The sequence below is a fragment of the Pedobacter rhizosphaerae genome (assembly GCF_900111155.1).
In the GTDB taxonomy this organism is placed as follows: Bacteria; Bacteroidota; Bacteroidia; order Sphingobacteriales; family Sphingobacteriaceae; genus Pedobacter; species Pedobacter rhizosphaerae.
In genome coordinates, this window is record NZ_FOGG01000001.1 from 160,787 (window position 1) to 186,472 (window position 25,686).

Here is a 25,686-nt window from a genome sequence, read left to right on the forward strand (position 1 = left end):
ATAAAAAATGGGCAAAGAATTACGCATTGTACTCATCGAAGATGATGATGTTTTGAGAATGGGATACCAATCTTTATTAAGTGATGTACCAGATTTTATAGTGATTAATACCTATGGCTCTTATGATTTGGCCAAAAAGCAACTTCCAGCCGACCAGCCCGACGTGATTTTACTGGATATTCAAATGCCGGGAACCAACGGAATTCAAGCACTGCCAGTCATCAAGAAGGCGCTGCCACATACCAATATTATTATTTTAACTGTTTTTGATTCCCCGGAACTCGTTTTCGAAGCCTTAACCATGGGCGCTGGAGGCTACCTGACTAAAAATTCCAGTGCGGCAAAAATTATAGATGCCATTAGAGAAGTAAGTTCGGGTGGGGGAGCCATGAGTACAAATGTTGCCCGCATTGTGATGCATTCTTTTCAAAAGAACCTGAATTCGCCATTAACTAAACGCGAAACGGAAATATTGGAGAAAATTGCCAATGGACAAACGAAATCTCAAATCGCAACAGAATTGTTTATAGACCCCGAGACGGTGAGAAGCCATGTAAAGAACATCTATGTCAAGCTAGATGTCAACTCTAAGTCAGAAGCCATTAAAACGGCTAAAGAAAGGAAGTTTATATAGCACCCATGACCTGTGTCACACAGACCATTTTTAGCTTAATCTTTCACATAACAACATTCTTTTAATAAACTATGCTAAAATCCCCCTTTTTGGGTGGTTCTCTGAGTAGGTTTTGAGGTTAATTTTACATCATACAAATTGACTCGATATGAATCCAGCCTCAAAATCATTTCCGGTTCAGGTATCCTCTTTTATCGATACCGATATCTTTTTAAAAGATTGTTTAGCAACAGCATTGCCTGGGGCAGCGCATGAAAATGACATCTGGGTAAAGCGGGTTTTGCAGCAGGACAATCAGATGCAGAAAATAACCCTGCAAACTGAAGATTTGTTAAAGGACTATTGTCGTTTTAAGGCCAGTGGTATAAACTTTACCCAAACGCCTGTCTACTCCGAGGAGGGCCTTTATGCCGAGTTTTCAGATCCCTTTGGAAACGACTACATCTTAATGGAAAAAAGAAATTATAACGAAGATTAGTGATGAAATACGTAAAGGAGTTAAGCAACAGAAATAAGATTGTAAGTGATAGCACTTGCGAAGCCATTTCCGAACAAAAGAACCCTGCGTATACCATCAAGTTTGTTTTTTCAGGCACAGAAGAGTGCATGATCCACAAGCGTAAATTAAGTATCTATCCAGATAGCTTTGCCATGCTCAATGCAGGCACCACTTACAGCAGTAAAATAGATTCCCTTACGCCTGTAAATACCTTTTCCATTTCTTTTGAGGAAAAATTTCTGCAAGATTTTCAACAGAATATTTCTGGCTCAACGGCGCAACTGCTAGATCAGAAAGAGCCATCGCTTAGGCCTGATTTTATAGAGTCGTTGTACCCTTTCACAGGAAATATGCGCTATAATATCATGCACTTAAAAAATCAATTGGATAGGGGATTGAATGATGAAATGCTGATTAATGAATATCTTCACCATTGCTTATTAAACTACCACAGCATTTATAATAAGGAAGTATTGCAAAAAATGGAGCGATTGAGCTTCATGAAATCCAAAACGAAACAAGAGGTTTTAAAAAGGCTAACCCTGGCAAAAGAATACATCAACAGTAACTACAATCAGCATATACTCCTTGAAAACATAGCGGATCACGCCTGTTTGTCTGTAAATCATTTACTTAGGACATTCAAAGAGGCTTATGAGATCAGCCCTTATCAATATTTGGTTCAGCTGAGATTAGCCCGGGCAAAAAAACTTCTCCAAAACACTACTTATCCGCTCCATGAAATCGTTGGCCTGGTAGGCTTCGAGTGCCCGAGCTCTTTTATCAGGCTTTTCAAAAGTACATTCAACATTACACCAGCAAAATATAAAAGAATGAAAACGGCCTAAGGGCGAGGTAATCGTAAATAAACCGCATTCCTATATTCACTCATCCACTCAATCTGTCATTCACTAATTCAATCATTCACTCATTCAATCATTCCTTCCTTCCTTCAATTTAAATAGTGATTTCTGCATGTTTTTTTGTCTCCTGCGATGCTATTTTTGAAAACACATACAGGACAATTTGTAGAAGTTTTTTCCTGTTTAGGTTAATAATGAATTTGAAAAAGCAAACTGCCAGGATTGGAGTTTGCTTTTTTAACAAGATCTAAATCGAAGGGCAAATTTTTACACCAATGGGTAAATATTAGCGTCCATAACCACATGATATTTTAAAGAAAAACAGTTTTTAATTTTTGCTTCCCTTCACACTGGTTTGTGAAGGGGTTTTTTTTTGCTTTTTCGTTTTTCAGTTCGCTGGTAATTAAGGTGTTATCGGCATATTTTTTTCTAGGAATAGCACCGATATTTAATAAAAAAACACAAATAGTTATGAAACTAAAAGCTTTAGTGATTTTATTACTAGGTATTATAATCACAGGTAATGCTGTTGCAGGAGATAAACCTACAGTAAGCCATTCTTCAGTTATCAATCATTTCATGGATAGTTATATCAACTCTGATTATAAGAAGTTAAAGGAAGTTTTAAGTGAAGATGCTGTTTTTACTTCTAACAGAGATGTTAGGGTGGTGAAGCATAATGCAAGTGATGTGCTTAACCAAATGAAGAAAAACGAAGGGGTTAAGCAGGGAGATTGCAACATCAGCGCAAGCATTGTTTCTGAAACAGATGCCGTTGTAATTGCCAGAGTAGATATTAATTATGAATTGTTTGATGGTAACCAACAAAACTATGTGGTGATAGAAAGAAATAAAGCAGGGGAGTGGAAAATAACACAGGTTTACAAAATGTTTATGGTTGGAGATACCGATGCTAAAAAACTAGTAAGTAATTAGCCCCATAAAAAATAAAGATCGATTGTCATCCTGAACTTGTCGAAGAGCCTGATTAAGTATTATTAGGGCATTTCGACAAGCTCAACCTGACAGCTTTGATTCGAAGCTGGCATTTATAGTACAACTTCGTATATCGGCAAATTATTTAAAACTGATGGGCAGTTCCACTTGTGTTTTATCCCAGGCGGCAATTAAACCTGTACCATTTTCTTTCGGGATAAAAGTGATCGAGAAAAACTCAATGGGTTTTGCAAGCGTTTTAACAGGAACGTTAATCCTGATAATATCTTTTGTTTGATCATAAGAAAAAGCGCCCCACTTATCCGTTTCGCTGTTTAATATGATGGTCCAGGTGTCTTTATTCGGAATGGCAAAAATGCTGTAAGTTCCAGCTTTAATTTTCTTGCCGCCAATAACTACTTTGTCATAAAAACGGATCTCGGTACTTTCATTTGCACCAAAGCGCCAAACTTTTCCGAATTGTTCTAAAACGCCGAATATCTCACGACCTTTTTTTTGCGGACGGGAGTAAACAATTTTTATTTTGGGCTTAACAAGCTCCTCTTCTTTTGCTTTAGCCGCATTTAACGGGAAATACACAATGTCTGCCGGACTTGAATCTGCATTAGCAAATTTCGGTTCCGTTTGAGCAGCCTCCTGACCTTGCGCACCAAAATACAATAGAGCGAAAACAACAATGAATATATGTTTCATTTGTTTCGAAAATTAGCTAAATCACATCGGTAGATGTGGATTGTAGTAAGAAATGGAAATTTGGAGAACTAGTATTTTCTTCCTTTAACAATAGCGTTTAAAAATAAGCCTGCTGTTAACAAACCTAAAACACCGCCTAGTAAAGCAAAAATGTAGTTTTGCGTAATGATTGCTCCGGTTAAAATACCAAAGAATAAGCCTAAAGCATAATAAAGCCAGTTGAAGTTATTGTTGCTGTTTTCTTGTACACTCATGTTTTTTATTATTTGGTGGCAAAGTTAATATTTATTTTAAAATTACATTTGAGTTATTCAGCTTTAGCGTAATAAATTATCAATTCTAAGCATTTCATAGCCCTCTTTTTTTAAATATTCGATTAATTCTGGCAAACGCTTATAAAATTTATCATTCCTATTCGGGTCTGTACCCACATGAAGCAGTAAAACAAAACCATTTAACCCATTCAATTTCGTTTCGTTATAGGACACAATTGATCGGTAAATTTCATCACTCGATCGATAGCTTTTTCCCATTTCAGGGTAGGTGTAGTCGGCATTTGAACGTGTGCCGGGAGTAAAATTAACCAGCGTTAAATCCTGTGCCTTTGTCCACTCGGCTATGGTTTCATTGTACCATTCGTAAGGAGGAAGGAAAAACTTTGCGTCCTTTTTACCAATCCCGAATCTGGCCATCGCTTCATAATTTTTAATTAAGTCTTCATCAAACGCTGCTTTAGAAACCAGCAGGCTATCACGTTTTTTCCAATCGCAGTAAAGTAAATGTTCATTAGAATGTGCGCCCAGGTAATGCCCGTCATCTTTTAACTGCCTTATGGCATTTTCAAAGGCAGGCTTTCTATAAAAATTTCCCGTCAGGAAAAACGAAGCCTTTACCTTTTCTTTTTGGAGTGTTTTGGTAATTTGAACCGCACCATCAGCAAATTCATCTCCGGTAAAAACCAGGGCAATTTTCTTCTGGGTAGAATCGCCACGTATAATGGCCCCGAGGCTTGTAGATTGATTGGTTTTAGCCCTGGCCTCAGCCTCTTTAGCTGCCAGCAAGTAAATCAATGAAGCGGTTCCATCCATCGTGGGCTCGTTGGTGCTGTAATCGCCATAATCATCGTGATAAACAGCAAGGTCACTTTGAAAGTCTGCATACTCATCCGCCCCTGCCAGCTTAATGCCAATTAAACTATTGTAAATATTGGTATATACTGGCCCATCAACCAATCCACCATCAATGGGATAGTTTTTCAAATGGGTAAAAGCCGAGTGCGGATCTTTCGGCGTGTCGGCCCAGGAGGGTAAGCCGTAAACCATGCTCGTTCCCCATGGATTGCAACCCAAAATCCAGTCGAGGTTAGCCTGCTCCAGTGCAGCGTAGCTTTTATCCTGTGTCAAACTGCCATACCACATACATTGCATGGCAAAAGCAACAGTTAAATTATTGCTGCACCAAATAAATGGAACACCTCTGTAGAAGGCATTTTTCTTTGCCCTGGCCCAAACCTGTTCAATGCCCGCTTTATAATAACCCAAAATCTTACTTTTTTCATCGCCCTCCAATTGTTTCGCCAGCTCATAATGCCCAATATTTATGAAGGGATAGTATTGATAATGTGCTGCGGTGTCTTTAAGCAGCCATGGAGTAGTTTTTTCTTGTTCAGCATAAAATGAGGCAATTTTAAGTGCTTTTGTATGGCTATTGGGCCGGGTAAATGATTGGGTAGCGGCTGCTAACTCCATATCATCTACCCAATTATCTTCTGCATAAATATAAGGCGATTTTACAGAGGCTGTTTGAGTTACGCCGGGCTTTTGAAGTGCATATTGGTAGGCCGTTTTAGCCTTCTCGGAAAGTGTACGGGCATAGGCTTTATCCTGCAAGGCAAAAAGGCTTGAACCCAGATTAAAGGCACTGCTATATTTAGCGGCTGTAGAACTGGTACCTGTAGTATTGTTTTTAAACTTCCCCCTTTGCTGCGGCAAGCCGGTAATAAAATATAATGGTCGTTCAAATCCCCGCCCATATTGGTTATCCTCTTTGGGGATACGCATAGAAGAATGGTCTCTATCGTCTGCCAGCTGGTTAAACATGATATTTTTTTTAGGATGCATTTTTAGCAACCAATCCAATCCCCACCGGGCTTCGTCAAGTACATCTGCTCTTCCATTTTTTCCATCTAAACCATTGGCCTGTTTTTCATCTCCAAAAACTTTTGGGAAATCGCGGTAAGCCATTAACAAGTGGTAAGCGGCGTTGGCAGATGTAGTTCCATATTGGAGATAATCACTGGCATCATGCCAGCCACCCGAAGCATCGAAATGTGTACTGTCTTTTATTCCCGCCTTTTCGCCATACAGGGAAAAACCATCATGGGTGTGGCAACTGTCCTTTAAAAATGGATTAAAACCACTTCTTTGCTGGCGCATATAGCGGAGGCAGAAATCAGCAGTACCTTGATATACATCGTCATTAATAATGACCATGGGTGATAAAGTATTATTTACCCGCAGGTAAAACCGCCCCTTCACGTTAAAGCCGGAAAAATTTAAACGAGCGGTTTTCTTAAAAGGACCATATGCTCCGAAGGCTTCAATTTGCGATGATCGATAAACAACTTGCCCTGTTTCCTGCTCAATAATTTCAAATTGACTGGGTATATCTGCCGTTTTACTGCACCAAACAGCGATCTTAATTCCCGAAGGCATATAACCTAGCAAGTTAATTCTTATCCAGCTTTGATTGATGGGCTCCTGACTTTTGAAGCCAGATAGCAAGATCATAAATGATAAAACAGCGAGTAGGAAAGTTTTTTTCTGCATTTCTGCCAGGGATTAGTGGCTTAAAATTAGGGTTTTATCAAGGAATTGTAAAACAAGCATGAAAACATTTGGATATTAATCAAGCGATTGATTAATTTTGTGTCGTTAAAAAGAAATGAAAACAGAAAAGATAGATAAAAGGCAGGCCATTTTGGAGGCAGCTGAAAAGTTGTTCTGCGAAACTGGGTATGAGGGAACCTCTACCCGCCAGATTGCGAAGGAATCTGGCGCTAACATGGCCATGATTAATTATTATTTCGGTTCCAAAGAAGGTGTGTTTTTAGAAATTATGAACGACCGTATTGCGAGTTTCGGCTCACAATTGAGGATCATCAACGAAGATAAAATCTCATCTCTGGAGAAATTGCACAAGGTAATAGAAGGTTATGTAAACAGGATCTTATCCAATACGGCCTTTCATAAAATGATGCATAGAGAACTATCGCTAACCCAGCGGCCGGAGATGTATGATAAGATAAAGGATGCCATGGGTCAAAACATGTATGTGATAGAAAAGATTATAACTGATGGCATAGAAGAGGGAAGCTTTAACCAGGTTGACGTAAGAATGGTAATCGGAACCATCATGGGAACCATTAGCCACATTGTTATTTCTCCAAATAAAGTAATGCCTTGTGCAACCCTGGATTTAAACAATCCGAAAGACAAAAAAATTATTAAAGAACGGGCAATCGCTCACTTAAAAGACCTAACAACAGTTTATTTAACAACAAAAAGATGATACCCAGATCAATACGATTAATGCTTGTGGCATCATTAGTTCCGGCTACTTTATTGGCACAGAGTACCAGGGAACTAAACATCAACCAGGCAATAGAACTTGGCATAGCCAATAGTAAAAATTTAAAATTATCACAAAATAAAATAGACCAGGCGGTAGCGCAATTGGAAGTAGTAAAAGATAACGCACTTCCTTCGGCCAGTGCCAGCTTTATGTATAACCACGCCGAAATTCCAACCAATACCTTCAGTTTAGGAGAGGGATCAAGCGCATTGCATTTACCTAAAAGAGCGGATGCTTTTGTAGGAACGGCAGCTGTTCAGGAACTGGTTTATGGAGGGGGTAAATTAAGATATGCCAAAGAATCAACCAAGCTGTTAGCAGAAGTTGCCCGCTTAGATGCAGATAAAAGCAAAGAAGAAATCAGTTATGCCGTAATTAACACTTACTATTCTTTGTACAAGGTGTTGCAGAGCAGAAAGGTGGTTGATCAGAACTTAGAATCAATTGCGGCACAAATTAAGCAGGCTCAGCGCTTTTTCGAGCAGGGTATTGTAACCAAGAATGATGTGCTGAGATTTCAATTGCAGCAAGCCAATGTTACTTTAACTCAAATGGATATTGAGAGCAACAGAAAAATCATCAATTACAATCTGGATATTCTTTTAGGCCTTCCTGAAGATACTGAAGTGAAAATTAGCGATCCGGATGCCGCACTGAAGGTAGCGGGGTCGCTTGGTGATTACATCAACACCGCAATGGTAAACCGCCAGGAATTGAAACAACTTGATGTTCAGGATAAAGTAGCCGATTTCAATGTTAAAACAATCAAAGCCAATACCAGGCCAACGGTAGGTGTAGGTGCAAACCTGTATTACATTAACCCGAGTGGTAGTTTTATTCCTCCGGTTAACCAGTATTTATTGCCTGTTACTTTGGGGGCAACGGTTTCCTGGAATGTAGGTAGCCTTTGGACAAACAAAAATAAAGTTACCGAAGCTAAAATTCAGCAAAAGGAAATCACCCTTCAAAAGGATATTTTATCCGATCAGGTAAAAACAGATATCAATAAGAACTATCAAAACTATCAGGTAGCCATTAATAAGATTAAGGTTCTGGAAACCTCTATTGCGCAAGCTACAGAGAATGATAAATTATTGGCTTCGAAATACAAAAACAATGTGGCATCGGTTACCGATCGTATAGATGCCGAAACTTTGCTTTACCAGGCAAAAATTAATTTAGAAATAGCTAAGGCTGATGCCGGTTTAGCTTACTATACCTTATTAAAATCAACAGGAAAAATAACGCAATAAATACAGCAATGACAACTGAAAAGAAAAAGAAAAATATAGTAGTACCTATCATTTTAGGTGTTTTACTAGTAATTGGTGCCGTTTTCGGTATTGTAGAGTGGAATTATTACAGTAAGCACGTAGATACAGATGATGCCCAGATTGATGGGGATATCAGTCCTGTTGTTGCACGTGTAAGCGGATATGTTCAAAACATCAACTTTGAAGAAAATACCCATGTTCAGGAAGGACAGGTTTTAGTGAAGTTAGACGATAACGATTTTAAAGTGAAGCTGGAGCAGGCACAATCCGGACAAAAAGGGGCAAGTGCAGGTGTAGGCGTTGCACAATCGCAAATTATTGCTACCCAGGCCAATACCAGTACTGCCAAAGCCAATGTAGAAGCAGCACGCGTTAAACTAAACTTAACCCAAAAAGATTATGACCGTTATGCGAACCTGGTAAAAGATGGATCTATTACCCAACAGGCATTTGATCAGGCAAAAGCGGCTAAAGAGTCTGCTCAGGCGGCTTATCAGGCGGCATTAGACCAATACAATGCTGCGGTTAAACAAGTGGGCACTACGCAATCTCAACTGGCAGTAAGTAATAATGTAATTAGTCAACGTCAAAGCGACATCGATTTTGCTCAGTTGCAACTTTCTTACACAGAAATTAAAGCACCAACATCTGGTATTGTTTCTAAAAAGAATGTTCAAAAAGGCCAATTGGTTCAGGCCGGTCAATCGTTATTCTCTATTGTTAACGATGGCAGCATTTATGTAACCGCAAACTTCAAAGAAACACAGTTAGAGAAAATCAAAGAAGGATCAAAAGTAGAAATTGAAGTAGACGCTTATCCTGATCAGAAAATTGAAGGTGAAGTTTACAATTTTGCGCCTATTACCGGTGCCAAAGGATCTTTATTGCCTCCAGACAATGCTACTGGTAACTTCGTTAAAGTTGTTCAACGTGTTCCGGTAAAAATCAAAATACATCCATCAAAAGAACTGCTTGCTAAATTACGCCCGGGTATGAGTGTTAAGGCATCAGTTTCTACTAAATAAAAAATAAAATGGCCGAAGTAGGTTTAAAAAAGTGGGTCATTACTTTTACGGTAATCACGGCTTCCTTATTGGAGCTGATTGATACAACAATCGTAAACGTAGCTATTCCACAAATACAGGGAAACCTGGGCGCAACGCTAGAAGATGTCGCCTGGCTTTCTACCGGCTATGCGGTAGCAAACGTTATCGTATTGCCCATGTCAGGCTGGTTAGGTAACCGTTTTGGCAGAAAAAATTACTTTCTTACCTCCATTATCGTTTTTACACTGGTTTCCTTTTTGTGTGGTAATGCCACCTCATTAAATGAACTGGTTCTCTTCAGGATTATTCAGGGATTGGCCGGTGGTGGTTTAATTTCCACTGCACAAGCGATCTTAATCGAAACCTGGCCAAGGGAAGATGTGGGTATAGCCACCGCTTTATTTGGTTTAGGCGCAGTTGTAGGTCCAACCGTTGGCCCAACCATTGGAGGATATATTTTAGATATTAGCTCATGGCCATGGATTTTCTACGTAAACATTCCCGTCGGAATACTCGCAGCCTACTGTACCTATACCTTTGTAAAGGCCACCCCGAAAGAGGGTAAGGGCCAACCGGTAGATTGGTGGGGAATTGCTTTACTGGCAATTGCAGTAGGTAGTTTACAAACTGTTTTAGAAAAAGGAGAGAGCGAAGATTGGTTTGCAACACCGTACATTACCGCTTTGGGAGCTGCATCGGTAATTGGATTACTGTTGTTCATCTGGCGGGAAACCACCACAGCGCACCCCATTGTGAACTTTAAAATTATGAGACACAGAAGCTTCTCTGTAGGGATGTTTACCTCATTTGTTTTAGGGTTTGGATTGTATGGCTCGGTGTTTGTTTTTCCGGTGTTCTGCCAGAATTTACTCGGTTTCTCTGCCCTGCAAACGGGAGAATTACTGTTTCCCGGTGGATTATGTACCATTGTAATGATGCCTTTTATTGGTATTATGCTTAAAAAGGGCGTTCCCGCTCAATTTATGGCCACAGGAGGGATGATTTTGTTCTTCGTTTTCTGTTGGATGTTGAGTAACTCTACGCTACAATCCGGAACAGGAGATTTCTTTTTGCCGCTAATAATTAGAGGTGTGGGAATGGCATTGTTGTTCGTTCCGCTAACCACTTTGGCGATTCAGGATCTAAAAGGTCCGGAAATTGGCCAGGGATCGGGTTTAAATAACATGATGCGCCAGTTAGGAGGATCATTTGGTATTGCGGCATTAACTACTTTAATCCACGTTCGCCAAGGTTTCCACAGGAGCAATTTGTTAAGCAATGTTAACGAATACAACCCGGCATTTAACGAAAGATTTAACATTTTGGTGAAGGGCTTTATGGCTAAGGGACAAAATTTTATCGATGCGAAAGTGATGGCTTTTAAGGCGATGGAAGTGTTAATTACCAGACAAACCATGTTGCTCACTTATGATGATGCTTACTGGGTAGCAGGACTGATCATGTTGTTTTCAATCCCCTTATTGTATCTTCAGAAATTTAAGAAAAACGCAAACATTCCGGTGGATGTGCACTAATTTTGGCAAAGAATTGCCGAAAATATTGATAAAAAACAAAACGGCCGGTCTATTTTATTAGATCGGCCGTTTTAACCCAAAAAATTAACAATCAATGCAATGCCCTTAAACATTGCAAATGTTCTTATTTCACTACATAGTAGCCAAATAAGATTTTAAAATTAAAATTTATTCTACAATTTTCCAAATTGTAAGCCTAAGAATTTTAATTGTTTACGCATTTTTTGTAGTATTACAAACTACAAAACTATTGCTTAAACCATGCCAAAACTTCGGTTAACTACACAACGAGAATCTGTTTTCAACAACGAGGTTATCTCCAAATTCGAACTCTTTAATAGTCTGTTTCTTACCCTTCCATTTTATAAAATTAAGGATACAGGAACATTACTGCCTTTATTTTTTAAGAGCTGCGAAGATGGGATAAAGCAAGGTCAGAAGCCTGCTCAAGTAATTGAGGAATTTTTTGCTAAATACACCAGCTACACAGACAGAAAAGATATTGTTGATCTGCTCTTTCGCTTTATTCAATACATAGAGCGTCAGGTTGTACTTTTTGATGCTGTTGAAGATGCTTCTTTTACCAAATTGAATACCACAGATGAGCAGAGCACTTTGGCCTTCATCTTGAAAAAGAATGCAGATAACAAAACAATGCTTTCTAAAATTGAGCGATTAATAGATGATCTTTCTTTACGCCTGGTTTTAACCGCCCACCCAACCCAGTTTTATCCGGGGAATGTACTGGCCATTATTACCGATTTAACACAGGCGATTAAAGAGAATGATATTACTTCTATCAACTCTCTTTTACAGCAATTGGGTAAAACACCTTTCTTTAATAAAAAATCGCCAACGCCTGTAGATGAAGCTTTAAACCTGACCTGGTTTTTAGAAAACGTATTCTATTTTGCTGCGGCGAATATTCAGGAAGAAATTGATCAGAATTTAGATGAATATAACCTGGAAACCAAAAAGATTTTAGAACTGGGTTTCTGGCCGGGTGGAGATAGAGATGGTAATCCAAATGTCCATTCTGATACCACGGTTGAAGTCTCTAAAATGCTCAGACAGATTTTATTCCGCTGCTACTACCGTGATTTCAGGGTAATTAAACGCAGAATTACCTTTAGAGGAGTTGAAGAAAATATTGCTAAGCTTAATGATGTGCTTTATGCCAATGCTTTCGATCAGGGCATCGAGATCGAAGATATTTCTGTGCAACTGAAAGAGGGCTTAAATAAAATTAAGGATACCCTTCTTGAAGAGCATGAGGGTTTATTTGTGGATCTGGTAAACGACCTTATCCGTAAGATTGAACTTTATGGTAACTACTTTGCTTCGCTGGATATTCGCCAGGATAGCCGTGTGTTGAGAAAAGTGCATGAGTTCTGTCGCCAGAATAAACCCATTTCATCATTATACCCTGCTGATTATGATAAGCTTTCTGAGGCAGATAAGCTGAAACACATTTCGTTTAAAGAAGCCTCTATCAACTTTGCATCAGCGCCGGATGAATTGACGAAAGATACCATCGAAACGATCAAGGAAATTAAAGGAATACAAAAGAGAAATGGAGAGCGGGCTTGCCACCGTTTCATTATCAGCAATTGCCAGCAAGCAAGCGATATTCTGCAATTGATGGAATTATTCTTATGGAATGGATGGAGTAAGGATACGCTAACGATAGATTTTGTGCCGCTTTTTGAAACCGTAAACGATTTAAAGGGTGCGGCAGATATTATGGAGACTTTGTACAGCAATCCATTTTATAAGGCACACCTCGCCAGCAGGGGTAATAAACAGGATATCATGTTAGGCTATTCTGACAGTACTAAAGATGGTGGTTATTTAATGGCCAACTGGTCTATTTTTAACGGAAAAACCTCTTTATCTGCTGTTGCAGAGAAGCATAACATTCAATTGGCATTTTTCGACGGTCGTGGTGGCCCTCCTGCACGTGGCGGAGGTAAAACACACCGTTTCTATGCTTCTATGGGTAAGGAAATTGCCAACAAAAATATTCAGTTAACCGTTCAGGGGCAAACCATCAGTTCTCAATACGGATCTGTAGAAAGTGCTGAGTTCAATATTGAGCAATTAATCAATGCAGGGATAACCTCTGGCTTGAAAGAGAAACACAATATTCTTTTAGATCCTGAAAACAAAGTGTTGCTGGATGCAATGGCTGAGGATGGCTATAAAGCTTTCGTTGACTTGCGTGAGCACCCCTTGTTTGTGAGTTACCTGGAAAAACTTTCTCCACTCAAATTATTGTCGCAGGCAAATATTAGCAGTCGCCCGGTAAAAAGAAATGGTGGTGGCGAAATGAAACTCGAAGATTTACGTGCCATTAGTTTTGTAACTGCCTGGAGCATGTTGAAGCAAAACGTACCTGGTTTCTATGGAATGGGTACAGCCATGAAAAACCAGGAAAAGGCTGGTAACTGGGGTAAGGTGGTGAAGGTTTATGAGGATTCTGATTACTTAAAAACCATCGTAGATAACTGTATGATGAGCATGAGCAAATCTGATTTTGCAATTACGGCCCATTTAGCCTCCGACAAGGAGTTTGGTTCATTTTGGACTCAACTACACAATGAGTTCGAATTAACGAAGGAGATGCTCTTAAAACTATCAGGACAGCCAACACTTATGGCTAATTATCCTGTAGATAAGCGATCTATTGCGACGAGAGAAAGAATTATTCTTCCGTTGGTATTGATTCAGCATTTTGCTTTAGAAAAACTGCAGCATGATCAAAATGCAACTGACCAAAAGGCACTTGAAAAGCTTTCGGTTAGAACGGTATTCGGAATTGTGAATGCAGGTAGGAATTTGGCTTAAAAGGTTTAATTGGTTAAAAGCTTAATTGTTTAACTGACCCAAGGTCTGTGACTCACAGACCTTATTTGTTATTAAGTATTTTTAGTGCGTTTCGACAAGCTCAACGTGACAGATTGGAATGGGATTTAATTTAGGGGAAAGCATTAAAGTTCAGCAAGACGATTGGATAAGGTCTTAGATGTACTTAACCCAGTTGTGTATGATAAGCACCTTCGATAGAACCCAAGGTCTGTGGCTCACAGACCTTTTTTGTTATTAAATATTTTTATTTGTTATTAAGTATTGTTAGTGCGTTTCGACAAGCTCAACGTTGACAGATTGGAATGAGAATTTAATTTAGGAGAGCTCCTCTTAAAGTTCAGGAGGGCGATTGGACTTAGCTCAAATTAGCCCCTGTATATTGCCTTTTAACACAAAACCCCTTACAAAATGAATTTGCAAGGGGTTTGATATAAAAAAACGGGATGATATTATCTATCGATTGAGCCCATAACACGCTGCCCGAAAGCATTAAGCGCATCACGCTCTGGAGTACCGTCTTTCACCAATTGGTGAACTTCCAGTGCTCCGCAGATATTGGTAATCATTTCTCCAGCAACATCAACATCGGTTTCACTAACGCCTCTGAATTCGCAAAATGCTTCTAACACTTCTAAGGTAGCCTCAAGCTGTTCGGGTGTTGTAGTTTGGAAAAACTGTCTGATAACTGGAATTTTCATTACTTTATCTTGTTAAAAAGTTCAATTAAACCTTCTTGTTTATTGGTCTGAACCTGATCTACCAAGGCACCACCTTCAAAAGCGGCAAAGGTTGGTAAGTTATCAACGTTTGCGAATTTGCGTGAGTTTGGAAGTTTTTCAGCATCAACAATTAAGAAAGCAACATCTTCATTTTCTGCAGCCAATTTTTTAAACTTCGGTTTCATGATTCTGCAGTTTCCGCACCAGGATGCAGCATACTGAACCATTACCTTGCTGTTATCGGCTAAATATTGTTGAAGATTATCTTCTGTTAATTCTAAAAACATAACGTTTTGTTTTATTAGTTGGCAGCTAAATATTCAGCAACACCAGTTCTGTTAGCGTTCATTGCTTCTTTTCCTTCTTCCCAGTTTGCAGGACAAACCTCACCGTGTTTTTGAACGTGTGCATAAGCGTCGATTAAACGTAAATATTCTTTAACGTTTCTACCTACAGGCATATCGTTTACGCTTTCGTGGAAAACTTTACCAGTTTCGTCGATTAAATAAGTTGCTCTGAAAGAAACATTTGAACCAGAGAAAGATTCGTTTCCTTCTTCGTCATAGTTAACTTCCTGATCTAAAATATCTAAAATACCAGATAATTGTCTGTGTGTATCTGCTAAAATTGGATAAGTAACCCCTTCAATACCACCGTTATCTTTTGGTGTGTTTAACCAGGCGAAGTGAACTTCATTAGTATCGCATGATGCACCAATTACAATTGTATTTCTTTGCTCAAACTCAGGAAGGGCTGCCTGAAAAGCGTGTAATTCTGTAGGGCAAACAAAAGTGAAATCTTTAGGGTACCAGAACAATAATACTTTTTTGTTTTTGCTAACTGCTTCTTCAAATACGTTGATTTTCAAGTCATCACCCATGTCTGACATTGCATCAATACTAACACTCGGGAATTTTTTACCTACTATAGCCATAATTGTTTTTTCTTTTAATTTGTGCCACAAAGGTAAGGCATACGCAGGGGTTAATCAAACCAAATAACCGAATTATTGATCACTATTATTGATGTTGATATAGTTAAAAACTATAATGTTGTTAAAATGTATAAGGCGGTTCTATTGCTGTGCTGTTGAAATGAATGGCGTGTTGGATGTAAGGATTGGTTCACTAGTTCATTCGTTCACTAGTTCATTCCTTCCTTCCTTCATTCATTCTTTCATTCATCCATTCATTCATTTGTACATTCGGCATTGGTTATTTGGGCCTGATTGCATGCCTTCACTACAAGTTTACTTTTTCAATGTGTTTTCATACAACTTAAAGATTCGTTTGTACTCATCAGTCCAGCTGCTGGGCTCTACAAAACCATGATCTTCTACAGGAAAAACCGCAAGTTCCCAATTACTTTTCCCTAGTTCTATAAACCTTTGCGTAATGCGAACAATATCCTGAAAATGAACATTTACATCTACCATGCCATGTGCCATAAGTAAATTTCCTTTTAGCTTATCGGCAAAATAGATAGGTGAACTTTGTTTGTATGCAATAGGATCGTTAAACGGTTCATTTAAAATATTAGAAGTATAACCATGATTATAATGTGCCCAGTCGGTTACCGATCTTAATGCAGCACCACTTTCAAAAACTTCAGGCGCATTAAACATGGCCATTAAGGTCATGAAGCCCCCGTAAGAGCCCCCGTAAATACCCACATGCTTGGGGTTAACGCCGTATTTCTCTACCAATACCTTTACGCCATCTACCTGGTCTGTTAAATCTTTTCCGCCCATGTGGCGATATATCCCTGTGCGGTGATCGCGTCCATAACCAGAGCTGGCAGTATAATCAATGTCAATTACCGTGTAGCCATTATCAGCCAGGAGGTTGTTAAACATGTATTCACGAAAATATTGGCTCCAGCCGAAATGGATATTCTGAAGGTAGCCTGCGCCATGTACAAAAACTACCGCAGGATGATTGGGATGCGGATTTTCAGATTTATATACCCTTGCATATACCTCCGCGCCATACCGATTTTTGAAACTGATCATATCGGGCTGTCTCCAGGCATAAGAATTGAATTCGCTGCTGGTAGAGGTCGTAATTTTTACGGCCTTAGCCTTAGGCGTGTTGGGTTGAATGTAAAGCTCCCATGGTTTATTGAGGTAAGAATAGTTAATGGCGATCCATTTTTCATCGGGCGAGAGGGTGATTTCATTTAAGCCTTTCATCGTGGTGATTTGAATAAGTTCTCCACCATTTGAAGCGATTTTAAATAAATTGGTTATACCCGGGTGCTCTTTGTTGCCCGTTAAATAGAATGTTTTTTTGTCTTTGGATAGCTTGAGGGTTTGTACTTCCCATTTACCGGAAGTTAATTGCTTTTTCTCTCCTTTAGCCACATCTGCAACATAGAGGTGCGAATATCCGGTGGCCTCGCTTTGATAATAGAAGTGATCATTATCAACCCAGCCTACGTTTCCGGCATAATAGCCGCCAACTCCAGGGCCGCCAATCCATGCTTCATCTCTTTGGCGATCTACGAGATTGAATTTTCCGCTTAAAGCGTCCAGTTGCAAAATCCAACGGTCCTTGTTGTCGGTACTGATCGCAATCATGATTCCCTTTGTGCCATTTTCATTCCAAATGGGGCCAAAGAGGTTTACATTGCGGTCTTCATTCTTTTTTTGAAGCGCCTCTTTTTCCTTTGGATAATCTTTCAGATAATCAGGTAAATCTTTTATTCCTGTAATGGTACTGGTTTGGATGGTGTAAACGGTATCTTGTTGGATGTCGAAAATGAAATTTTGTGAAGTACTCTCATTTTCTCCAACTTTGGTCCTGCCCGGAATATCTTCGGTATAACCAGAAGCCGTTACATAGTTTGGTACAATGGTGTTGTGGTTGTTTTGGGCTGCTGTGGTGAGTTTATAAGTAATAAAACGACCGTTTGGACTAATAATCACATTGCTTAAAAATTTATCCTCGGTGTAAATCTCTTTTAAGCTTTTAGTATCGGTGGCGACACTGGCTCTTACTCTTCCAGTTCGGTTGGTATTGTTCTTACCTTCTGCGTTTCTTTTCTTAATGATGTCAAAAAGTGCTGTTTGCTCTGCTTTAAGCCAGTTATCTTGTACTGTCCCTGTTTTTACATCGGCCTTGCCCGGCTTTTTTCCTTTTACAAAGTTGCTTAACTGTTTCGTTTCGGCAGTTTTTAAGTTTAGGGAATAAATATTGTCCTCTTTTTGATAGGCAATACTTCCATCGGTTAAGAAAATGGCTCCAGTTTCTCTCTCTTGCGTATTGGTAAGTCGCCTTTCTTTGTTGCCTTTGAAATCCTGAAGAAAGATATCTCCATTCCGCTCAAACAAGCCTAATGTTTTATTGCTGTTGTAAAGGTAGTTTTGGGTTGGGTTTTTCTCGTCTTCTTTGTCGATCGCCTTAATTATCTTAGTAGAGGATGTGCCAACCTTAAACAGTTCATCTTTCGCTTTTTTATCTGGATTCCAGTTGAAATAAAGCGTTTTGCTATCGGCGGTCCAATGGTAGTTGGAAGGCGATACACCCATCCATTTTGGATCACGCATTATTTTTTCAACCGTTAATGGCCCTAACTGAGCAAACGTATATTGACTGGAACAAAGAAGAATAAAAAGTAAGTGTTTTTTCATAGGTTTTATTAGTATCAAGTAGTTAGTATCGGGTATCAAGAGCGAAGTATCAAGAGTCAAGAGTCAAGTATCAAGAACCAAGTATCGAGACCGTGTAAGGAGCAAAGATCAAATTCAGGATCGCCCACTTTGGACTCCACACGTCCTTTACACTATCGATTCACTCTGCCCGCTTTGTCTACAGTGATTGAATCAAAAGGCTTCAGGTAATCATTAATAATCACCGCAAATTCCCGCCGGCTTAAATTTCTTTGCAAGTCGAAGGTAGATTTAAAGTGATAAGATTTTCCCCATTTTTTTTGGATTTCCGTCTTGGTTGCTTCCACAGATTTGTTGCCCACATAGGAAACTAAAGATATGGTGTTTGTTAAATTAATAGCCACATCTTTATGATCGTCAAACCAAATTTGTGCTTTATAGTAATAATCTTTTATGGGTTGTTTAACTTCATTATAGGTAATTTCTTTTTCAGGATTAAAAAGTGCCTTTCCGTTATTCGTTTCCGCTTTAATTATACCCGTTATACCCACCTTCTGTAGGGCTAACCAGTTTGAATCTGCAACCTTAACATCATCAAAAGGCATAAGTGAAAGTTTATAGTTTAAAAGTTCTCCCTGAACGGCCTTTAGATTAGATTCGCTTGTTTTCTTACCGTAAAAGGCCGCATAAGCAGCTGTTGCCCCAGCCGATTGCCCAACTTCTAAATCATCAGCATTAATGAATAAAATGTTTTCCTGATTCGGGATCAGGAGGTTGTACAAGGACAAGAAACTTGCAGTTGGATTGTTTAAACCTGCAACAGTAGTTCTATAGCTATTTTCGGTATAATTTAAGGGAGTTGCTTTTGCTGGATTGAGCTCGGTTAACTTGAGCGCTGAAATTACTTTTTCCGGATTTCCTGCCAAAACCAAAACTTTGGCTTTTATGCTTTTATCTTTAGTGAGCTTTGCCTCCCAGCCATTTCCTGCGCGCCTAATTTCATAGAATGGCATATTATTAATCACGTTGAACAACTTAGAGCTGTCTGACCACTTCTGGATCACTGCATTTATAACCTGGTTAGTCATTGGTGGCAGGGGGTCGTGCCCTTTTACCCGAAGGGATTTTTTGGCTTTTCTTTCAAACAACCTGATCACTTCAGATGCATCATGTTTACTTAAATCGTTTATCTTAAAACCATCAGATTGGGTTAATATCGTAGTATTTACACCTGATGTAGCGCCTTGAACACCGGCAGCAAATGCAGCGCTACCGTTTCCTATTACCAATACATCTGTTTTTGTAGTTTGGGCATGAGTAATTAGTGGAATTAAGAATGCGAAAACAAAAAACAATTTCTTCATCTGTGATCTTTAAAAATTAACTGCAATATGCTTTAAATGAATGAATTTTTAATTAAATGGAATACATTTTAACTAAATTTAGTTAGAAACCCGGCTTGTAATCATGGATGATAAAATAAATGGCGTATTTGCGGCGCAGCAACAAAACAAATTTTTACTGAGAACTACCGATGCAGAAGTACGAATAGCCAAGCTAAACTTGCTTAAGCAAGCCATTAAAAATTTTGAAGAAGAGATTTTTGCTGCCCTTCAATCTGATTTACGCAAGTGCAGGTTTGAATCGGCGGTTACGGAAGTGCTGTTTATTTATTCGGAAATAGACCATGCCATTAAAAAATTAAAAGGGTGGATGCGGCCCCGAGGGGTGAGCCGAACGATAAGTAATCTTTTTTCGGGGAATAAAATTTATTATGAGCCCAAAGGCGTATGCCTCATTATTGCGCCCTGGAATTATCCCTTTCAACTCCTGATGAGCCCGCTGGTGTCGGCTATAGCTGCAGGGAATTGTGCCATGTTGAAACCTTCAGAGCTCAGCCCTGCAGTGGCGGGGATATGCTCTAAATTGATTGCTCAAACTTTTGACCCTAAAGAAATTGCATGTTTTGAAGGAGATACCTCCATTGCTACAGCCCTGTTGAAGCTTCCGTTCGATCATATTTTTTTCACTGGAAGTACAGCTGTTGGAAAAGTAGTAATGGAAGCTGCGGCAAAGCATCTAAGTTCGGTAACGTTGGAATTGGGCGGTAAATCGCCTGTAATCATAGATCATAGTGCCGATGTAAAAGATGCCGCAAGAAAAATTGCCTGGGGTAAATTGGTAAATGCAGGACAAACGTGTATTGCACCAGATTATGTCCTTATTGCAGAGGAGCTGGAAAAGGAATTTGTGACCAGTTTTAAGGCCTCCGTGGAGCAACTGTTTTTTAATCAGGGAGAGCTTAATCTCACCGAATATGCTAAAATTATCAATCAGAAGCACTTTGATCGATTAAAAGGACTGTTGCACCTTGCATTGCAAGCAGGAGCGAGATTAGAATGGGGAGGGCAGACTACAGCTGAAAATTTAACTATCCACCCAACAATATTGACCGCTGTTGAGGCAGAAAACCCCATTATGGCGGAAGAAATCTTTGGACCAATTTTACCCGTTATCACCTATAAAAACCTTCAGGAAGCCATAGATTTTATAAATAAACGAGACAAACCCCTGGCGCTTTATGTTTTTTCAAATAGTGCTGAAAATCAAAACAAAATAATAAGAGAAACCAGCGCCGGCGGCAGCTGTATCAATGATGTGCTGATCCATATCAGCAATCCGAATTTACCGTTTGGTGGGGTAGGTTCAAGTGGTATGGGAAGTTGCCATGGGATTTATGGTTTTAAGAGTTTTTCGCACGAAAAAGCTGTTGTATTTCAATCCAGGCTTGGCCTTACCAAATTAATTTATCCTCCTTATCATCAAAAAATGGGTTTATTAAAATGGCTGGAAAAAATATTGTAAATGTTTATTTTTACTACAGGAATAATAACTTAACCAAATGAATATAGAGCAGCTTAAATATCCTATCGGGCAATTTATTATGCCGGAGGTTGTTGATGAAGAGCAAATTGGAGCCTGGATTGCTGATATAGATGGATTGCCAGCTCAGCTTAAAGCGGCAACGGAAAAACTGACACGAGATGATCTCGACCAAACTTATCGCCCGGGAGGCTGGACTTTAAGGCAAGTCGTTCATCACCTTCCGGATAGCCACATGAATGCTTATATCCGGTTTAAGTTGGCCATCACAGAGGATATTCCTGTTATCAGGCCCTACGAAGAGCAACTATGGGCAGAAACGGGCGAAGCTAAACTGGGCAACATTAAAATGTCTGTCGATTTGCTTACCAGTTTACACCACCGATGGGTTATTTTTTTAAGCACACTTAAGCCGGAAGACTACCAAAGGCGATATATTCACCCGGCACTGAACCAGGAACTCACCTTAGCCTATATGCTGGGTTCTTACGCCTGGCATGGCAAGCATCATTTGGCACACATTGTTAATACAATAGACAATGAAAAAGATTAATTACCTGACAATTATTTTTATGGTGCTGGTTAGTTGCCCGGCTGCATTTGCACAGAAAAGTCCATTAAAAATGTTCGATTTTATGATCGGAACCTGGGAAATGCCCACCAAAAAGGGGAAAATTGTAGAACAATGGGTTCGCCAACAGGATCAAAGTTTAAGCGGGAAGAGTTTTCAGATTAATGAAAAAGGAGACAGCACACTTACAGAAAGCTTAGTGATCAAAAAGGTTGATGAAGCTATTTTTTATTGCTCTACCGTAACTGGGCAGAACGAAGGAAAAGAAGTTTGTTTTAAATTGGTTTCGATTGAGAATAAGACTTACGTTTTCGATAATCCTGCTCACGATTTTCCTCAGCAAATTGTCTATCAAAATAAAGGCAAAAAACAGTTAATGGCCTGGATTGAGGGCATGAGAAAGGGTCAAAAACGTAAATCTATATTTCAGTATTCTCGTAAATAATTACATCAATAAGAGCATTCCTGCGCTCATCAATATCATGATTGCATCTTCAACAATCGTTACCGTACTCATTGGTAGGTTAAAAACTGCGCCCAAACAGGCACATTGAATCTTTTTCTTGTTGATTACACTTTCCAGTACACCCAAAATGCTTATGGTCATTACAATCAAAGTAACCCAATTCACCACCGTAGGAGAAAGGTTTAAGGCAAAGGATAGGCCTAAACCCAGTTCTACAAAAGCGTAGATGTAACCCCAGGCACTAAATTTTTTCGCAACAATATCATACATGGCATAACTTTCTGCAAAAGCCTTCAGGTTAAGCATTTTGAAAAAGGAGAAGGTAAGGAAAAAGCCGGCCATAAAAGTCCGCATAAATGCCATGAGGCTGATGGTGTTTCCGTCCCAGGACAACAGTAAAGCTAGAACTGATACATAGCCGAAGATGAGTAAAATTGGCTTATAGGTTTCTGCCCAGGACCGCGTTTCTTCCAGGATTTCACTATGGCTTTCGGCAGAAATCTGGTATTTACTGTCCTTGCCACCTAAGGCCTGTTGTAGCGTATCTAAGCCGATGTGCTTGTCCATACTAATGGTGGCAGATTGTGTGTCTTTAGAAACTTCTACAGCCGTTACTTCCGGCAAAATAAGGAGGTTGTTTTTAACTTTATTTTCGCAACCACCACAGGTCATCCCAGTGAGTTGATAGGTATGTGTCATCTTAAATTTTTTATTCAAAATTACAGGTTATTATACCTAAATGTTTACACAATAACTTTAAAGTTTTATAGAATTTAAAGAAAGGGCATTCTTCAGATTAACTCACTAAAACAGAGGTCATGGTTAATGAACCTCCAACCGCTTTATCATTGAAAAATGAGATCTCTTCCTGGTCGCCTTTCATTCCGAGGGTATAAATTAATGGCAGGTAATGTTCTGGCGTAGGGATGGCCAGTAATGCCTCCTTGCCTAAATTACGATAATTGATTAAGGATTGGTGATCTCCGTTGGCGATGAGATTTTTAAATCTATTGTTCATTTCCATCGCCCAGTCATACCCACCACCATTGATCATTTCCCAGCTCAGCATTCTTAAATTGTGAACCATATTGCCGCTGCCAAGTACCAGCACACCCTTTTTACGCAAAGCATAAATTTCTTTCGCAATCTCGTAATGCCTTTCGGGCGATTGGGTGTAATCAATGCTCAATTGCAACACAGGGATATTGGCTTCGGGGTACATATGCCTAACAATAGTCCAGGTGCCGTGATCCAGGCCCCAATCGTGATCTAATCCTACAGCTGTAGAATGAACCATTGTTGGGATTTCTGCCGCAAGGGCAGGAGCTCCCGGGGCAGGATATTGAACGTCAAATAATGCCTGAGGAAAACCTCCGAAATCATGTATTGTACTCGGGAAATCCATCGCTGTAATAAAGGTTCCATGGGTATACCAATGCGCAGAAACCACAAGGACCGCTTTCGGAACGGGAATGCTTTTGGCGAGATCTGCCCAGCTCTGACTAAACTCATTGTGCTCTATGCCATTCATAGGCGATCCATGGCCAATAAAAATAGTGGGCATTAAATCCGTTTTGGGCAGATGCTGAGTAAAATGTCTGAATTGAGATAATGTTGACATGTATTTTTCGAGTTATCCTCATTTCGATTGTTGAATCCGAAATGAGGATGGTAAAATTATTTTGCCTGAACAAACTCCAGGTTTAACCTGATGGCTACATCTTTTGCTACTCCAGCACCTGTAGGATCATATTTTATATGGTAATCTAAGCGGTTAATGGTTGTCGTTGCACCGAAGCCAGCTTTGGTATTTCCTTGCTGATCTTTAGCCGTTCCGCCATAAACGACATTGAACTTTACTTCTTTCGTAACGTCGCGAATGGTTAGTTTTCCTGTGAGGATGTAATTATTGGTAACTTTGCCTGCTGTTTTAGTAGCAACTTTCTTAAAAGACGTGCTTTCGAACTTCATCTCAGGATAGCTCGCAGCATTGAAAAAGTCATCTGTTTTTAAATGATTATCGCGCATTTCAACTCCTGTAGTAATACTATTTACGTCAACAGTAAAGCTGATTTTAGCATCTGTAAGGTCGGGCTTGGAAGCTGCTACCGTTCCATCGAATTTTTTGAAAGAGCCATCTACAAATGAGATCCCCATATGCTTGACAGAGAAATTCACGAAAGAATGCATCGGGTCGATTTTCCAGGTCGTTTGGGCGAATGAGGCTACGCTTACAGCGGTAGCAATCAAGAATAAAAATAACTTTTTCATATCAATTGGTTTTTTAATTGATACAAAGTTAGGCGGGATATGTTTTTAAAGGCTTGATGTATGATAAGAAAAGCCTGCAACTCATTTACGGCCTTCTATGGCTAGATTTCATCAAGTGTTTTGCGACTATCCTTAGCTGTCGTTTTATAGGCTGAGGGCGTAATACCCATTACCTTCTTAAATTGCGCCGATAGATGCGCAACGCTGCTGTAATTAAGCTGATAGGCAATTTCACTTAAGGTAAGTTCTCCGTAGGTGAGCATTTCTTTAGCCTTCTCTATTTTTTGGGCAATAAAATATTTTTCAATGGTTTGGCCTTCTACTTCAGAGAAAACCGCACTTAAATTGGCATATTCTAACTTCAACAGATCGCTTAAATACAGCGATAAATTTATTTTTAGGGGCTCTATTGCATAATGTACCACATTAATGATCGCTGTTTTTATTTGCTCGGCCAGATGGGTTTTTCTATCTGCTAATAATTCAAAGCCAAATGGCTGAAGTGATGCCGTTATCTTTTCTTTGTCGGCCGCAGAAAGATCCTGATTCAGGTACACTTCACCGAGCGTAACCGAAACAGGGTTAAAGCCGAGTTTTTCTAACTCCGCTTTAACCACCATTTTACAACGGTTGCATACCATATTTTTAATATGCAGATTCATTATTTTCCTTTTATCGTTTCAGCAACTTCGCCGCAATCGAACATCATGCTTCCATAATATGGGTTTTCTACGTTTTCTTTTTCATTTAACCAGCTGGCTTTGGCCATTGGGCAATGTTGAACATATACCGTACCCTGATTAAATTTAGTCGCTTTTAAAGTTTTAATCATGGCATAAGAAATTCCTTCGAAAGATTTTCTTTGCGATTTGATGTCTGTTGAAGCTGCAATTTCTTTGGCTTTGCTCTTCATGATTTTAGACTGCTCCATCCACAAAGTATGCTGTGCCGAAGGTAATGTTTCATGTGGAACAGCATCAACCTTGGCCTGGAAAACCTTAATTTTTTCAGCAGCTTCCTCATTTTTATCTGTTGCTAAGGCATTTTTTACATCGTAATAAGCAGATAGTACATCATTCAATGCAACCTTAGCTTTATTTTGTGCAAATGTGATTTGTGTAGTAGCGATTAGGGCTACAATCATTAATATTTTTTTCATTTTGA

25 protein-coding genes are annotated in these 25,686 nt (G+C 39.4%); 12 read left to right on the top strand and 13 right to left on the bottom strand.

Annotation, left to right across the window (positions count from 1 at the left end; translation table 11 throughout):
- The first annotated feature begins 7 nt into the window (after positions 1–7).
- The 4 genes from BMX11_RS00660 (at position 8) to BMX11_RS00675 (ending at position 2,932) form a co-directional block, all read left to right on the top strand.
- Complete coding sequence (locus BMX11_RS00660) at positions 8–634, top strand: response regulator transcription factor (protein ID WP_090879798.1); 627 nt, start codon at positions 8–10, stop codon at positions 632–634.
- 148 nt (positions 635–782) lie between these two features.
- Positions 783–1,112 carry a VOC family protein gene (locus tag BMX11_RS00665; protein ID WP_090879800.1) on the top strand — a complete coding sequence of 110 codons (330 nt, stop codon included), beginning with the start codon at positions 783–785 and terminating at the stop codon, positions 1,110–1,112.
- Positions 1,113–1,114: 2 nt separating this feature from the next.
- Positions 1,115–1,981: an AraC family transcriptional regulator gene (locus tag BMX11_RS00670; RefSeq protein WP_090879803.1), complete on the top strand. Its 867-nt coding sequence runs from the start codon at positions 1,115–1,117 to the stop codon at positions 1,979–1,981.
- A 486-nt stretch (positions 1,982–2,467) separates the two neighbouring features.
- Positions 2,468–2,932 carry a nuclear transport factor 2 family protein gene (locus BMX11_RS00675; RefSeq protein WP_139180104.1) on the top strand — a complete coding sequence of 155 codons (465 nt, stop codon included), beginning with the start codon at positions 2,468–2,470 and terminating at the stop codon, positions 2,930–2,932.
- A gap of 141 nt (positions 2,933–3,073) precedes the next feature.
- Here BMX11_RS00675 and BMX11_RS00680 read toward each other — a convergent pair whose 3' ends face one another.
- The 3 genes from BMX11_RS00680 to BMX11_RS00690 form a co-directional block, all read right to left on the bottom strand.
- Positions 3,074–3,646 carry a DUF2911 domain-containing protein gene (locus BMX11_RS00680; protein ID WP_090879809.1) on the bottom strand — a complete coding sequence of 191 codons (573 nt, stop codon included), beginning with the start codon at positions 3,644–3,646 and terminating at the stop codon, positions 3,074–3,076.
- Between the two features lie 68 nt (positions 3,647–3,714).
- Positions 3,715–3,900 (bottom strand): hypothetical protein, encoded by a 186-nt coding sequence (locus BMX11_RS00685; protein ID WP_090879812.1) that lies wholly within the window; start codon positions 3,898–3,900, stop codon positions 3,715–3,717.
- 63 nt (positions 3,901–3,963) lie between these two features.
- Positions 3,964–6,474: a bifunctional glycoside hydrolase family 9 protein/polysaccharide deacetylase gene (locus BMX11_RS00690; protein ID WP_090879815.1), complete on the bottom strand. Its 2,511-nt coding sequence runs from the start codon at positions 6,472–6,474 to the stop codon at positions 3,964–3,966.
- Between the two features lie 115 nt (positions 6,475–6,589).
- Here BMX11_RS00690 and BMX11_RS00695 point away from each other — a divergent pair, with 115 nt between their 5' ends.
- The 5 genes from BMX11_RS00695 to BMX11_RS00715 all read left to right on the top strand — a co-directional run bounded on the left by BMX11_RS00695 (position 6,590) and on the right by BMX11_RS00715 (position 13,981).
- A complete protein-coding gene (locus BMX11_RS00695; protein ID WP_090879818.1) occupies positions 6,590–7,216 on the top strand; it encodes a TetR/AcrR family transcriptional regulator in 627 nt (208 codons plus the stop codon).
- Positions 7,213–8,532 (top strand): TolC family protein, encoded by a 1,320-nt coding sequence (locus BMX11_RS00700; protein WP_090879821.1) that lies wholly within the window; start codon positions 7,213–7,215, stop codon positions 8,530–8,532. Before BMX11_RS00695 ends, BMX11_RS00700 begins: the two co-directional genes overlap by 4 nt.
- 8 nt (positions 8,533–8,540) lie before the next feature.
- Complete coding sequence (locus BMX11_RS00705) at positions 8,541–9,578, top strand: HlyD family secretion protein (RefSeq protein WP_090879824.1); 1,038 nt, start codon at positions 8,541–8,543, stop codon at positions 9,576–9,578.
- An 8-nt stretch (positions 9,579–9,586) separates the two neighbouring features.
- Complete coding sequence (locus tag BMX11_RS00710; protein WP_090879827.1) at positions 9,587–11,134, top strand: DHA2 family efflux MFS transporter permease subunit; 1,548 nt, start codon at positions 9,587–9,589, stop codon at positions 11,132–11,134.
- Positions 11,135–11,395: 261 nt separating this feature from the next.
- Positions 11,396–13,981, top strand: coding sequence for a phosphoenolpyruvate carboxylase (locus BMX11_RS00715; RefSeq protein ID WP_090879829.1), 2,586 nt, complete (start codon positions 11,396–11,398; stop codon positions 13,979–13,981).
- Positions 13,982–14,451: 470 nt separating this feature from the next.
- Here BMX11_RS00715 and BMX11_RS00720 read toward each other — a convergent pair whose 3' ends face one another.
- The 5 genes from BMX11_RS00720 to BMX11_RS00740 all read right to left on the bottom strand — a co-directional run bounded on the left by BMX11_RS00720 (position 14,452) and on the right by BMX11_RS00740 (position 19,695).
- Positions 14,452–14,700, bottom strand: a complete 249-nt coding sequence (locus tag BMX11_RS00720) for a DUF6952 family protein (RefSeq protein ID WP_090879832.1) — start codon at positions 14,698–14,700, stop codon at positions 14,452–14,454.
- The gene (locus tag BMX11_RS00725) at positions 14,700–15,008 is read right to left on the bottom strand and encodes a thioredoxin family protein (protein WP_090879835.1); all 309 of its coding nucleotides are present in this window, start codon (positions 15,006–15,008) and stop codon (positions 14,700–14,702) included. Before BMX11_RS00725 ends, BMX11_RS00720 begins: the two co-directional genes overlap by 1 nt.
- 14 nt (positions 15,009–15,022) lie before the next feature.
- A complete protein-coding gene (locus BMX11_RS00730) occupies positions 15,023–15,655 on the bottom strand; it encodes a peroxiredoxin (RefSeq protein WP_090879839.1) in 633 nt (210 codons plus the stop codon).
- A gap of 315 nt (positions 15,656–15,970) precedes the next feature.
- A complete protein-coding gene (locus BMX11_RS00735; RefSeq protein WP_175474435.1) occupies positions 15,971–18,352 on the bottom strand; it encodes a S9 family peptidase in 2,382 nt (793 codons plus the stop codon).
- Between the two features lie 152 nt (positions 18,353–18,504).
- Positions 18,505–19,695, bottom strand: coding sequence for a hypothetical protein (locus tag BMX11_RS00740; RefSeq protein WP_090879842.1), 1,191 nt, complete (start codon positions 19,693–19,695; stop codon positions 18,505–18,507).
- Positions 19,696–19,798: 103 nt separating this feature from the next.
- On the opposite strand from BMX11_RS00740, the gene BMX11_RS00745 reads away from it, so the two are divergent.
- Genes BMX11_RS00745 through BMX11_RS00755 form a run of 3 tightly spaced genes read left to right on the top strand, consistent with a single transcriptional unit; the run spans position 19,799 to position 22,230 of the window.
- On the top strand, positions 19,799–21,196 hold the full coding sequence (locus BMX11_RS00745; protein WP_090879845.1) for an aldehyde dehydrogenase family protein: 1,398 nt from the start codon (positions 19,799–19,801) through the stop codon (positions 21,194–21,196).
- A 37-nt stretch (positions 21,197–21,233) separates the two neighbouring features.
- Entirely contained in the window at positions 21,234–21,767 is a 534-nt protein-coding gene (locus tag BMX11_RS00750; RefSeq protein ID WP_090879848.1) for a YfiT family bacillithiol transferase, read from the top strand.
- Positions 21,754–22,230, top strand: a complete 477-nt coding sequence (locus tag BMX11_RS00755; protein ID WP_090879851.1) for a DUF6265 family protein — start codon at positions 21,754–21,756, stop codon at positions 22,228–22,230. Before BMX11_RS00750 ends, BMX11_RS00755 begins: the two co-directional genes overlap by 14 nt.
- Here BMX11_RS00755 and BMX11_RS00760 read toward each other — a convergent pair whose 3' ends face one another.
- The 5 genes from BMX11_RS00760 to BMX11_RS00780 all read right to left on the bottom strand — a co-directional run bounded on the left by BMX11_RS00760 (position 22,231) and on the right by BMX11_RS00780 (position 25,681).
- On the bottom strand, positions 22,231–22,950 hold the full coding sequence (locus tag BMX11_RS00760) for a heavy-metal-associated domain-containing protein (protein WP_090879854.1): 720 nt from the start codon (positions 22,948–22,950) through the stop codon (positions 22,231–22,233). It abuts the gene before it with no gap.
- Positions 22,951–23,047: 97 nt separating this feature from the next.
- Entirely contained in the window at positions 23,048–23,815 is a 768-nt protein-coding gene (gene ygiD / locus BMX11_RS00765; protein WP_449421132.1) for a 4,5-DOPA-extradiol-dioxygenase, read from the bottom strand.
- A gap of 113 nt (positions 23,816–23,928) precedes the next feature.
- Positions 23,929–24,522: a YceI family protein gene (locus tag BMX11_RS00770; protein WP_090879860.1), complete on the bottom strand. Its 594-nt coding sequence runs from the start codon at positions 24,520–24,522 to the stop codon at positions 23,929–23,931.
- Positions 24,523–24,623: 101 nt separating this feature from the next.
- Positions 24,624–25,184: a helix-turn-helix domain-containing protein gene (locus tag BMX11_RS00775; RefSeq protein ID WP_090879863.1), complete on the bottom strand. Its 561-nt coding sequence runs from the start codon at positions 25,182–25,184 to the stop codon at positions 24,624–24,626.
- Positions 25,184–25,681, bottom strand: a complete 498-nt coding sequence (locus BMX11_RS00780) for a DUF3347 domain-containing protein (RefSeq protein WP_090879866.1) — start codon at positions 25,679–25,681, stop codon at positions 25,184–25,186. Before BMX11_RS00780 ends, BMX11_RS00775 begins: the two co-directional genes overlap by 1 nt.
- Positions 25,682–25,686 lie beyond the last annotated feature (5 nt).